A 13,633-nucleotide genomic window follows, 5' to 3' on the forward strand; every position below is an offset into this window, starting at 1 on the left:
TTTGATTTAGATAATAAATCTATTGTAATGATTTTGCTATAAAATCATTACAATTAACCATTAAAAATACTATCTAATTCTTTATTTTTGCACCCATGTTATCATTCTTAAAATCAAAACCGTACTTAAAAGATCTTCTTGCTGGCAATTATGTTGATATACATTCACATTTATTACCAGGTATTGATGATGGTGCCAAAACAATAGCAGATACAATTAAACTTACCAATTCTTTTGAGGAAATTGGTGTATCTCAATTTATCACAACACCCCATATTAGCCACTACATTTGGAATAACTCTCCAGAAGTCATTATTGCCAAACACAGTGAAACTAAACTATTATTAGAAGGCGAAAATATTAAAATGCCCTTCCAGGCTGCAGCTGAATATTTCATGGATGATTGGTTTGAAAGCCATTTTCAAAACGAGAAACTCCTGACCTTAAAAGATAATTACGTCTTAGTTGAAATGTCCTATATGAATGCTCCTGTTCAATTGTATAAAATTCTCTTCGATTTGCAGGTTGCAGGATATATTCCAGTATTAGCGCATCCGGAAAGATATTTATTTTATCATAAAAACTTTAATGAATATAATAAGCTAAAAAAAGCGGGGTGCATGTTCCAATTAAACTTATTGGCAGTAGTTGGTTATTATGGAAGCGAAATTACTAAAGTAGCAGAAGAACTCCTAAAAAAAGGAATGTATGATTTTGTTGGTACTGATGTGCATCATAATAACCACATCGCATCATTTAATCAAAAAATAAAAATTGATAATAAAAATGTTCCTCTCTTAAAAGAAATCATTTCGAATAATCAATTTTTCAAATTCTAATTTTTTTTAAACTATAAAGCACAAAAAAAGGGATCAATTAATTGATCCCTTTTTTTGTGCTTTTATTTTATTTTCTAAAAAATAACTTTTTGTACCATGCTTTTTTCTCTTCTCTCACACCATAACCATAACCATAGCCATAACCTTTTGTAGAGTCTGTATCATTAAGAACGATACACATATTTGGTAATTTTTTTTCTTTATAAAAAGTATTTGCAATTGAGAGCATACGCTTTTCTAATACATTTGCACGCATTACATATACAAAAGTATCTGCATTTTTGGCTATTAATAACGTATCAGTAACCAAACTTACAGGAGCTGTATCTACGATAATATAATCGTATTCTTTTTTAAGCTCAGCAAAAAGTTGGTCGACTCTTTTACTCATTAATAACTCAGCCGGATTGGGCGGAATTACACCTGATGGCAGAATAAAGAAATTCTCATATCCTTTATGCTTAATTATAAAATCCTGAACATTTTTATCATTTGATGATAAGTAATTTGTTAAACCTAAACTTGGAACATCAATATACTCACCAAATTTAGGGTTCCTAATATCAGCACCAATAAGTAAAACCCTTCTTCCCGACAAGGCAAAAGTCGCTGCAAGATTTACTGATATAAATGTCTTTCCTTCTGAGGGAAACGTAGACGTAACAAACACTGTTTTAGCGAGTCCATCAGGAACTTTATTTAGCATAAATTCCAAGTTGGTTCTAACTATACGTATAGCCTCGGCTGAACTCGTTCTACTTTCAGATTTAATCAATTCTGCGATATCATCTGAAGTTGGTACATCTCCAATAAACGGAATTTGTGTTTTACCTTCTAAATCTAACTTACTCTTGATTTTTGTATCTAATAAATCATCAGCATAAATAATACCAAACGGCACAAGCAACCCTAGTAACATACCCGCTAAATAGATAATTTTCTTCTTTGGGCTTATCGGCTCTTTTTCTGCTTTTCCCGCATCAATAACACGAGCATTAGGTTCTGTCGCTGCTAATGAAATAGCTGTTTCTTCACGTTTTTGAAGCAAATACAAATATAGTTCTTCTTTTACCTTTTGCTGTCTGGCTATCACCCTAAATTGACGTTCCTGAACCGGAATTTTACCAATCTTACTATTTAAAATTCCTTCCTGACTCTTTAAATCGCGATTTTGAATTTGCAAATTAGACTGCATACGTCTTAAACTAGCAGCAACATTAGATTTTAAAGAAGATATCTGTTGATCTAGTTTTACTACTGAAGGATTCTCCACTGTAGCCGATTTCAGAATTCTATTTCGATCTAAAACTAACTGATTGTATGAACTAATTAATCCTGATGCGTCGCCATTTTCACTAGCGATTAGGTTAGATGGTAACAAATCGGAGTTAGTACTCTTTTTCATAAAATCCAACATTGAAGAAACGACACTCATTTGAATTTCAGTTTCTACTCCCTTTTTGTCATACTCGCTAGAACCTTCAATAAAAAGTTTTGCTTCAGATTCAATATCCGTTAATTTATTTGCTTTTTTGAAGCTTTCAACATCCTGCTCCACTCCATCTAATTCCTGAGCAATCAAAGCTAATCGGCTTGCAATAAATTTAGAAGTGTTTTCTGAAATGTAATTTTTATCTTCAGCAGCATTTTCATTATAAATCTGAATCATGGTATCTAAAAAATTCTCTGCTTTTTTTGATACTGGATCAGAAATTGAAATATTAACGACACTACTGGTTTTGCTTACAGGTTCCACTTTTAGTCCTTTTCGAAAGCCTTCTGTTACTTCATCTAATGGATTTATTACGATTCTTACAGATTTAAACCTTCCAGTGTGATTTTTACCGTAAAACGGAGTTTTTGTAAGCACGAGGGTTCCAATTCTAGTTGCTACTTTTTCACCATACTTAAATTCTCTTTTAGATGCTAAAATAAAATTCTCTTTTGCATCACCCTCAGTTTCATCTTGTAAACGGAAAGAATTTGAATCCAACAACTCACAGTTTAAAACAACATTTGCTTTATCAAAAAGAATATTTTTATTATAAAAATAAGCATGTATCGGAGTTTCAGCATATACATCCCTATCTACGACTTTTCCTTCAACAAATAAGCCGATATTGAGATCTAGTTCTTTTATGGTGTTTTCAACTAATGTTCTGGATTTTAAAATTTCAATTTCATTATCAACATTACTTTTCATGCTTCCACCCATGCCCAAATCTGCAAAAGCAGATAATTCAGATAGCATTCCCCCCTTTTTCTCATCTTTAACTAAAATAGTAGTAGTCGCTTCGTAACTTGGTGTTGTATAACGTAAATATAAAAAAGACAAAATTAAACCTATAGCAACACTTAATAAAAACCATCGCCAATGCACTAAATATTTATCTAATTGCTCTCTAATGTTAACGTCTTCGATTTCATCATCTATAACATCATTATAAAAATTTTGCTTTTGCATTTTCTTATTTCAATTTTATTTAAAGATTAGGACAGAAAGCGATACCAAAATAGAAATCGCAGATATTATTACTGAAGTATTAGGACCAACAACTGAGGAATTTATTCTTGTTTTATTTGGTTCTACATATACTACATCATTTTGGGTTAAATAGTAAAAAGGAGAATTAATGAAATCAGATTTGGTAATATCTACTCTATTATAAGTCTTAGCACCATTTATCTCTCTTATCACTAAAATATTATCCCTTTTACCATAAATAGTTAAATCCTTTGCCATGCTTAATGCCTCTATTAAGGTAATTCTTTCTGAAGCAACAGGATAGGTTCCGGGCAAATTTACTTCACCTTGTAACGAAATCTTAAAATTCATAATACGAAGATTAACAATTGGATTTTTTATATAAATACTTATTTTAGTCTGAAGCAACTGCAGCGCTTCAGTTCGTGTCAAACCTCCAAGTTTTAATTTTCCCAGAACAGGGAACTCAATATTTCCGCTCTGATCTACTAAATATAACTGAACGGTTTGTTGACCTTGCGCGATATCTAACCTATTGTTTGTTGAAGTGCTGTAGGTTCTTAAATTAAAGGGAATAGCTACTTCAGGATCATCGGCTGATACTATAATCATTAATAAATCGTCTGGTTGGATTTTAATTTCATATGAATTACTATTTTGCTGTGCAGTCATGCTATCAATATTTTGATAATAAACTACATCTTGTTTTGAACCACAAGAAAAGCATAAAAATACAAGTAATAAAAAAGAAGTTATTTTTATAAAGGGAATTTTAGATTTCATCAGGATGTTTTTTTTTAAGACGGCAAATATAAGGATTAACAAATTGAATGTTATTATTTTTTTATTTCATGTTTAAAGTTTTGCTTTTAAACCTTAACACAAAAAAAATCATTTCTATAATCAATAGGCATTTTCTTCACCTTTAAATACATTAAGAACTGTTTTTATAATAATTTTCACATCAAGTAATAAACTCCAATTCTCAATGTACCAAATATCATACTCTACTCTATTTTCCATATCTATTAATTCTCTTGTTTCACCACGATAACCATTTACCTGTGCCCATCCGGTAATACCGGGCTTTGCATATTGGCGTACTAAATAGTTATTAATAAGCTCACTATATTGTTTGGTATGATTTACCATATGAGGTCTCGGGCCAACAACAGACATATCACCAAAAAAAACATTAAAAAACTGAGGTAACTCATCAATACTTGTTTTTCTTATAAAAGCTCCAAATTTTGTTACTCGGCTATCTCCTCTTTTTGCCTGCTTTTTATCTGCTGCACCATTAAGACGCATACTTCTAAATTTCCAGCAGGTAAATGAGCGATTATCTCTTCCGGAACGTTCTTGCTTAAAAAGAATCGGGCCTGGAGATTCCAATTTAATTATTATCATAATTATCGGAAATAACCATGGGAAAATTAATAAAATTACCAGACCAGAAAAAACAAGATCAAACCCCTTTTTTAATAATCGATTAACCGTAAACTCAAGCGGTTCCGGACGAAACATTAAAACAGGTGTATTCTCATAAAAGGAAAGCTCTACCTTATTTGATTTGGTGTATAATTGAAAATCAGGAATAAACTTAATACGCACCATATGATGCTCACAGATGTGGGTTAACTTGTTGATTATTTCAATATTGTCAATATGTAGCGCCACATACATCTCATCTACTTTCTCATTCATAATAAAATTTTCAATATCATCGAATCCACCTATTAAAGGAGAAGAAATAAAAGCAAAAGGATCAACCTTCTCATCAAAAAAACCCAGAAAACGATAACCAAAAGTCAAATCTCTTGCTAACGTTTTCCGTATACGCTCTCCTGCATCATTAGCCCCAATAATAATAAAATTTCTAAAATTATATCCTTTTGCTCTAATATACTTTAGAAGCTTCATTGATAAATAACGGGAAATCATCAGTAAACTAAAGAAAAAAGAATAAAAATAGACCAGCCGTAATCTTGAGATATCTGAATATTTTAAGAAAACAACAAAAATCGCGATTATAGCACTATGAATAAGAACTTTCTTCATAGTTCGATATATTATCGATTCAATGGGTTCTATTCTTATAATTCTATAAGAGTCTCTAAAAAGTAATAAACCAATCCAAACTAGATTACATAATAAAGAGACTGTTTGCACTTCTTTTAAAAACAGCTTATCAATTCCCCCAAATCTCACTAAAGCAGACAAGACAATACTTACATTTAACAATATAACATCCCAAATTACAAACAAAAGTTTAAAATAACGGGAGAAGTGAAATTGAGATAAATCTTTTAAAATTTTCATATAAATTGATATTTTTTAATTTTAAAAATATCATTAAAGTGCTTCATATACTGATCCACAATAATTTCCCAATCATAGATATTTTCTATTTTTTTTCTGTTTTCGCTTAACATTGATTGAAAACTAACATCATTATAATTTGTACGTAACAGGTGATTAACGACATCGTCTGCGTCCTTAAAATAAATCGCATCATTACCTAAAATGTATCGATTAAAGTCGTTATCATTTGCACAGATCAAACTATTCGAAGCCATTGCTTCTAACAAAGATGGATTAGTTCCTCCAACAGTATGTCCATGAAAATAGATCTTAGAATAATAGCGTAAATTATTTAATACCTCAATATTATAAATCCCGCCTATAAACTGAATTTGGGAAGAAGCAGAAAACTTATTTTTCAAATAATTACCATATGCTGTTTCGTGATTACCAACTACCAAAAAAGGATTAGAAAGATTAGCTTTAGCAATACCATCCAAAATAATTTCAATGCTGTTTTCGGGTTCTAATCTGGCAATCAACATATCATAATTATAAGGTTGTAAATTGTAATGACTGAGAACGTCTTCATTATTCTTTTCAAAAAGAGTTGCACCGTATGCTATATAAGTAGAATCTGCTTTATAAGTTTCTTTTAAATAATTTTGGATACCAATAGAATCTGAAATTAAATGATCACTGTATTTTACACCCAGTGATTCGGCGTATCTCAAAAATTTTTTGACTCTCTGGGAATACTTTGTTCTTTTCCACTCCAATCCATCCATATTGGTAGTTATTACCGCTTTTTTAGGCATTAACCAACCCCAGATAGAACTACTGGTATATCCTAATTGTAACACTATATCACAATTCCTTTTTCTAACATCTAAAATACAATTCAAATCATAAATAAACTGGCCAGCAGTACCAATTTTATGTTCCGGATCATAGCAATGTACAATTTGCACACCATTCCATACTTCTTGTTGATAAGGATGATTATGTGAATTGTAAACTATAACTTCAAATCCTCTTTTTACTAATCCTAAAGCAAGATATTCTGCGCACTGTTCAAAGCCTCCGTAGTGATTTGGAATTCCTCTTGTTCCTATTATTGCAATTTTCATTTATTTAAAACTAAATTATAAGCTTTTAATGTTTCTTCAGCCGTTTTTTCCCAAACATATTCTTTTAGAATTAGTTCTTTTAGAGAATCCCTACATGGCTCATTAAACGCTTTTATTACGGCATTTTTAATCGACGACACATTATCAGGTTCACAATAAAAAGCTAAATCTTGAAAATATTCTTCAGTATCTCCTTTCCGTGTAACTACAATGTTACAATCCATAATTGCTGCTTCTAATGAACTTAAGCCTGTTGTTTCGAACCAGCTTGGCAAAACATGAACTTTAGAAGCTTTAAATATTGCTGCTAATTCGTTATGATTAATATGATCAATAATTTGAATATTTTTATTTCCATCAATTAATTTAACACACTCATCATAATACCCAATATGATTAGGAGACGGTTTACCAATGATTGTTAAAAATAAATCCGTATCTTTTAATGCCTTGATTAAATTTAACTGGTTTTTTCTACCTTCAATTCTTCCCACAGACAACACATGATTCCTAAATTTTTCATTAGGTTTTGTATCATTACTAAAAGTTAATTTATCTATTGCATTTGGTATTTTTAAATACGGAGTTGAGATAAGATATTTATTTGCAAAGCGACTATATTCGCTATGAGAATTTGGAAGTAAAAGATTTGCTTTGTTTGCTATATATTTAATTGATGCCCTGTGACCACGCAGTAAATAGTATTTTGAGTTTATTGCATCTCCATTTTTAAAGAATCTTGCAATTGCTTTTATATATTCTATTTTATCACTACTAAATATGTTGGCGAGAGTTCCCAATATTCCCCCTCTATTTTTCTCATATTCACTGTAATCTACAAATATTGTAGAAACAACAAATGGCAAATTCGTTTTTAGAATATGCGGTAAAATATCATCTGGTCTAATAATATTGAAAAAATGCATTAAGTCATACTTTTCATAATCGATTTCCTGATTTTCAACACAAATATCAACATGAACATTCAACAATCTTAAGTATTTAGCCGTGGAATTAATCTGAATGGTGTCTCCTCCGGGAGAGGTATGAAGCGTTTTTCGCGCAATCATAAGTATTTTCATTTTTTTCAATTTTGAGATCTAAAAATTATAAAATTATTTGCCTAATGCTTTACTTACGCCTTTTAAAGGTTCAAAACCCTCTTTCGTTGGAGTAAGATAAGCACCTTCACCATATTCGTTCCATGCATAAATTATTCCTATTTTTTCTTGTACAGAATTATTAGAATTATTTAATAACCAGTTTTTACACGCTTTTACAGAATTGAAAATGCTAGTATCTGAAAGACCAACAAAATAAGGTGCATTTGAATAATTATTTTTTGCATTAGCCCAAGGGCGTGGATCCCAGTTTACAGTCGTAACGGGAATATAGGGCAACTTCGTTAATTTGCTAAATTGATTCCATATACTTATTTCGCCTGATTGCATGTCCTCAATTGGAATAATAGTTTTCCCAGATGCAAAACCGGCAGTATGATAATTATAGCCGGTCAAAATATCAAATCCACATGCTTCTGCCAATTCAACATCTTTTTTAGTTGGTCCTAAAACTATCGCTACCGAAACTCCTTGTAATCCAGCTTTTACTGCTTGAGATCTTAATTGATTTAAAGCATTTTTAACTTTGTCGGCCGTTTTAAATTGATCAATTAAAGTATTTAATGAGAAAAAAGTAATTAGTGGTTTACCCTCAACTCTCAAATATGATTTTGACTTAAACTGACTGATCCACTCATTCGAAACGGTAGTCCAATCATCCGGACCTATAATAAATCCTGCATGATTTGCAACTAATAATGTATAATTAAGTTTATTGATATTTGGAGAATTCAGGAAAAAACCTAAACTTCTATTTAATGGCTCATCCTTATATTTGTCTTTTCCATTATAATACCAACAAAAACTAAAAAAAGAAAGGCCAGAATTTGCAGCAAGTTCAATTTGATCATTCATCACTTTTTGAGAACTTGTTATCCAACCCCATTTTGACTCACGGTTAGAGAATGACTTCATTAATTCAGGAGTGATATGATAAGAATAGGTACCTGTCCAGCCATCAAAATAGTAGGCTCCAATTTTGACCTCCCCTTCATTTGATTCTTGAACTTGTGAAACAACAATTGATGATAATAATAAAAAACAAATTGTAATTGCAATATTTATTTTAGAAAAAGCTTTCACGACAAAAAAATTTAAGATTAAAAAAAAATAAAATTCAATAACTCAGGTTTATAAATCATAGCATCATAAATCATTATGCTTTACGCATATACAAATTCAATCCTATTTTTCTTCCTATCTTTTTTACCTTATATTTTGTATACACTATAGATGCATTAATAAAAGCTAAATATTTAGAATGCTTTCCTGTCGAAATCACAGCTTTATAATGTTCCTTAATAGATTTAACACTATCACTTGCTCCTCCTTCACTCATCCTAACAGTTACTGTATCAACATACAATGCTTTTAGCGATTTTCCGGCTCTTAAAAGAAATTCATAATCTCCAACAATTTTATAATCAATATTATATTTGCCATATTTGTTAAACAATTCTTTCGAATGCAATGCTCCCGGATGGGCGACGGTCATTTCTTTTAGAAACATTGGCCAGGCAAAAGGCCAACCCTTAATTCTAATTGATTTGCCATTTTCATCAATCATTTCTACACGCGATGATATAAAATCAACATGTTGAGCTTCCTGGTTTTCATTTATAAAGGTTGTATAAACCTCAATAGCGTTTGCTACCAATTGGTCATCAGCCCCAACAAACATGATCCATTCTCCAGATGCCTTTTCAAGACCTTTATTCCATGCATCATAAATACCTTTGTCCGACTCAGAAACGAAATAAGAGATATATTTTTGATTTTGTTTTATGATCTCAACAGTACTATCCTTCGATCCTCCATCTATAATTATTAGCTCAATGTTAGTATCTAATTGGGGAATTATACTATCAAGACAATTTTGAAGATATTTTTCTGCATTGTAAGTTGCAATGATTATTGAAATTTTTTTGTTCACGTGATATATCATGATTAAAGAACGTTTAATTAAATAATTTTTTTATGACTATCAATTTAAGACAAAACTACCTCTATTGATTCTTCTTCCTATGAGATTTGATTTATTGATACCTATTCCCAAAATAAACCACCATAGATAAATGTAAGGCATTCCATAAGTGTTAACAGAGACAAAACTTACAACTAAAGAAGCCATACCGATAGCAAGTGAAATTTTTGAAAAATAATTTGAACTTACAATTTTGCGTATTTGCCTCAATATTTTGAAATGCATTAAAATCAAATAAAAAAAACCTAAAATTCCTATTTCAAAAGCGATATTCGTAAAAGCAGATTCAGCAAAAAAAAGTTTTGTTTTATATCTATTATCAGTAGTACCAAGACCATGACCAAAAGGTTCGTCTAAAATAATAGGAATCAATTCCGTAATCATCTCACTTCTCTTAGAAGCACTAGCTTCTTTAGCTGTTACTGAGTTATAAATAATATCATAAACCTCCGAACTATATATTGAAACAATTAAAATCACTAAAAAAGATGAAAATGCAAAAAAAGCAAAATATTTTAATCGATTTATTTTTTTATTTAAAATCAGCAGTATAATTATTCCTGTTAAAACAATAGCCCATCCTGCTCTTGAAAATGACAGTATTATACACAACAAAGAAATCATTAACGTAAAGATTATAAATTTCGATACCCTTTTACTAATAATTGATTTATCGCGATTAGTCAAAACTCCAGATAGAAAAACAATAGAAAAACCATTAAAAATACCAAACATATTTGGTCCCCCTCCTAATATTCCTGCCATTCTTTCAAATCCCATAATTCGAGCTGAATTAGTAGTATATTGGATATAACCTGTTTCATCAATAAAATCAATACGACCCATAATTTGGGATAATTGTTCATTTAAAAAGAAATGCTGAATTAGCCCAAAAAAATCAGTTAAAAAAAGCGAAATTGTAATTACCAATATTAACCTACCATAAATAATATTATCAAATTTCATTTTATAAATTGAAACAAAGAAAATTAATGGGAAGAGGTGATCCCTTAATGTTGGCAATGCAACTTCATATATATTTGATATAAAGAAATATATGAAAATTATAAATGTATAAATCATCAATAATAATGAAATATGACTATTAACTTTTAACTTTGATGTTTTATATATTTTAAGTGCAAAAATTAATACGACTATTTCTTTCCAGTACGAAAAGACTTCTCCTCCTCCAAAGAAATAAGCAAAACAACTTTTTATAAAGGAATGAAATGGTATAAAAATTAAAAAAAAATATAAAATCTTACTTTCGTTTTTTATAAAAAAACAGCCAGACACAATCAATGTAAAAGTTAGATATTCTAACATAAGTTTTATTCTTAGTTTTAATAATTATTTTGTGATTTCTAAGAAAATTCTTTTACAGCTTTCACCATCAAAATATTTATGATATTCTACTTTCGTTTCATAATATTTATCATCAAGCAATGCGGCAAATAAATCCTTTTCATTCCTTACAACTGAACCAATATTATGACTATCAGGTTCAAAATACAATTCATTATCGTCAACACTATAATTATCATAAAAATAAAAAATCACTGGTCTTTTAAGTAATAGATAATCAATATAACAACTAGAATAATCAGTAATTAAAATATCACTTATATATAGAAGTTCCTGCGGATCAACTTCCTTCAAACTTAAATCTATTAAAACATTAGAATTTACATTTTCAGTTTTGTAAGTTTGGAGCATGTTTTTATGAAACTTCCAAACTATTTTGTAATTATTTTTCTCAAAATATTTAATTGCTTCATCGTTATTGATAAATATTCTTGGATTTAATGCTCCTTTCCCATATGCTCTATGAGTAGGCATATATGTAACGATCTTATCGGTCAAACTAAAGCCCATCTTTTTTCGTATTTCAGATGCATTCCAATTAAAGAACACATCTGTCCTTGCCTGACCAGTGACATAAACTTTTTTATTTCTAAAGCAAGATTCTAAAATTTTTGCAAAAAACGCAGATGTTGCAAAATTAAAATCCACTTCCGTATGTTTATATGCAGCAACAAATTTATCCCAAAGCTTTCCTTTGAATGTTACATTTTCAATTTTATGAGGAGAATGATCAAAAACAATTTTTTTGATAGGCATTCCATGCCACAAATTAATTATTTTTCTATTCTTTTTAGGATGAATAAATAAAATATCATTTCTAGATGTAGAAAAAACAACAAACTTTGAAGTTGCCGATAAATACAGTCCTTTTAGCGATAGATTTTTAACAACTGGCAAATTTCTAGATTTCAAATCTTTATATACGATATCAGATTTTGTAATCCAAAAGACTCTTATTTCTCTATGTTCAGTTAATAAGTATTCAAAAAAATATTTTGAATTATCTATAAAGGCATTTCCATGTTCTGCTCCAAATATCCATGTCTCTTTAACTTTTGAAAATCGAAAAAAAGGATAAAACAAAACTCCAATTGCAAAATATAATGTTTTCATTATTAAAAAATTAGTTAGTCTGGCGTGAAATTATTTAACTCTTAATATTTTTTGATAAACGCCTTTCAATCTTAAACTTAATACAATTAATTCTGTCGCCACAACCAAACTTGCTACTGTATAAACAGTAATTGAATCGAACACTATTAGTAAAAGTAAAATTACTACGTGAAAAATAGAAGAAAAAATGACCGTAAAATTGGTATATCGAGCAAAACCATAAGCTCCCAATAAAGGATAGCCTATAAGAATAGAAGGTACAGAAATCAAACAAACTCCTAAAAGTATTTTAAAAGTTGTGATGCTTTGTATAGCCACATTTTTATACACTAACTGCATTATAAAGTCAGCATAGTAAATACAAATTGGTAGAAAAATACAATTAAGTATCACCACAAAAAAGAAAACCTTTTTAAAGAAATCAACATTTTTATTTTTAACCATATAAGGATATATGGCATTATTTAAAGGACCATACATACTTTGTATGGCTAAATAAAGTTTCTCAGCAGCTGCATAATATCCAACCGCAGCGTTTCCTACAATTAAACCTAAAACAAAAGTATTACTAACGGTGTAAAGTGAAACTGAAATTCTTGAAATAAAAAAATCCGAACTATCTTTTAAGCATTTTTTAATTCCCGAAAGAGAAACTTTTTTAAAATTAAAATTAACATTAAAACTTCTTTTTGCAACAAAAAGTGCTATAGCTCCAGAAGCAATACTCCCTATACCATAAAAGAAAGGTACAAGCAAATAATTTGCATCCGATTTTACAAAGAAAAAAATAGGAATAATAGATAAACTACGGGTAATAATATTAATTTTAGTAATATATTTCATTTGCTCCATACCTTGGAAAAACCAAGTAGGTAGAAGAACTGTTCCAAAAACAGTTGCATAAGAAAGCAAATAAACCCATTTGTTTTCTGAAAATTTATCAAAACTGAGAATTATAATGAGTAACATTAAAAATCCCACTAAAAATAAAAATAGTTGTGTTACCAGCACATTAATGAAAAATGTATCACGCAATTCCTTATTTTCTCGATTTGCTGAAACAAATTGAACTCCAGAAATATTAAAACCGAAATCTGTTAAAATAATAAAGTATTGAACGAAAGCCGAAGCAAAACTTATTAATCCAAAAGTATTAACTCCTAAGGTTCTAAATAAATAAGGAACTGTTAATAATGGAAAAATGTAGTTAGCCCCTTGTAAAATAACCAATGAAAAAAAGTTGGAAATTAAAGAAGAATTAAAATTTATTTTTTTTGTAAACACCCTTT

11 protein-coding genes are annotated in these 13,633 nt (G+C 29.7%); 1 reads left to right on the forward strand and 10 read right to left on the reverse strand.

Annotated features, from left to right (window positions below; translation table 11 throughout):
- The first annotated feature begins 95 nt into the window (after positions 1 to 95).
- Complete coding sequence (locus AC6CH4_RS16870; protein ID WP_498104980.1) at positions 96 to 839, forward strand: tyrosine-protein phosphatase; 744 nt, start codon at positions 96 to 98, stop codon at positions 837 to 839.
- A gap of 67 nt (positions 840 to 906) precedes the next feature.
- Here AC6CH4_RS16870 and AC6CH4_RS16875 read toward each other — a convergent pair whose 3' ends face one another.
- From AC6CH4_RS16875 to AC6CH4_RS16920, 10 genes are all read right to left on the reverse strand, one after another.
- Positions 907 to 3,303: a GumC family protein gene (locus tag AC6CH4_RS16875; protein WP_498104982.1), complete on the reverse strand. Its 2,397-nt coding sequence runs from the start codon at positions 3,301 to 3,303 to the stop codon at positions 907 to 909.
- 15 nt (positions 3,304 to 3,318) lie between these two features.
- Positions 3,319 to 4,107: a polysaccharide biosynthesis/export family protein gene (locus AC6CH4_RS16880; protein ID WP_498104984.1), complete on the reverse strand. Its 789-nt coding sequence runs from the start codon at positions 4,105 to 4,107 to the stop codon at positions 3,319 to 3,321.
- A gap of 120 nt (positions 4,108 to 4,227) precedes the next feature.
- A complete protein-coding gene (locus tag AC6CH4_RS16885; protein ID WP_498104986.1) occupies positions 4,228 to 5,646 on the reverse strand; it encodes an undecaprenyl-phosphate glucose phosphotransferase in 1,419 nt (472 codons plus the stop codon).
- Complete coding sequence (locus tag AC6CH4_RS16890; protein WP_498104988.1) at positions 5,643 to 6,758, reverse strand: DUF1972 domain-containing protein; 1,116 nt, start codon at positions 6,756 to 6,758, stop codon at positions 5,643 to 5,645. The genes AC6CH4_RS16885 and AC6CH4_RS16890 overlap by 4 nt, the downstream gene beginning before the upstream one ends.
- Positions 6,755 to 7,840 carry a glycosyltransferase family 4 protein gene (locus AC6CH4_RS16895; RefSeq protein ID WP_498104990.1) on the reverse strand — a complete coding sequence of 362 codons (1,086 nt, stop codon included), beginning with the start codon at positions 7,838 to 7,840 and terminating at the stop codon, positions 6,755 to 6,757. The genes AC6CH4_RS16890 and AC6CH4_RS16895 overlap by 4 nt, the downstream gene beginning before the upstream one ends.
- Before the next feature lie 33 nt (positions 7,841 to 7,873).
- Positions 7,874 to 8,962 (reverse strand): glycoside hydrolase family 99-like domain-containing protein, encoded by a 1,089-nt coding sequence (locus AC6CH4_RS16900; RefSeq protein ID WP_498104992.1) that lies wholly within the window; start codon positions 8,960 to 8,962, stop codon positions 7,874 to 7,876.
- 73 nt (positions 8,963 to 9,035) lie between these two features.
- The gene (locus AC6CH4_RS16905) at positions 9,036 to 9,824 is read right to left on the reverse strand and encodes a glycosyltransferase family 2 protein (RefSeq protein WP_498104994.1); all 789 of its coding nucleotides are present in this window, start codon (positions 9,822 to 9,824) and stop codon (positions 9,036 to 9,038) included.
- Positions 9,825 to 9,863: 39 nt separating this feature from the next.
- Complete coding sequence (locus AC6CH4_RS16910; RefSeq protein WP_498104996.1) at positions 9,864 to 11,192, reverse strand: O-antigen ligase family protein; 1,329 nt, start codon at positions 11,190 to 11,192, stop codon at positions 9,864 to 9,866.
- A 24-nt stretch (positions 11,193 to 11,216) separates the two neighbouring features.
- Positions 11,217 to 12,344, reverse strand: coding sequence for a CDP-glycerol glycerophosphotransferase family protein (locus AC6CH4_RS16915; protein WP_498104998.1), 1,128 nt, complete (start codon positions 12,342 to 12,344; stop codon positions 11,217 to 11,219).
- Between the two features lie 30 nt (positions 12,345 to 12,374).
- A complete protein-coding gene (locus AC6CH4_RS16920) occupies positions 12,375 to 13,628 on the reverse strand; it encodes an oligosaccharide flippase family protein (RefSeq protein WP_498105000.1) in 1,254 nt (417 codons plus the stop codon).
- Positions 13,629 to 13,633: the final 5 nt, after the last annotated feature.

It is taken from the genome of Flavobacterium sp. GQ95 (assembly GCF_059758655.1).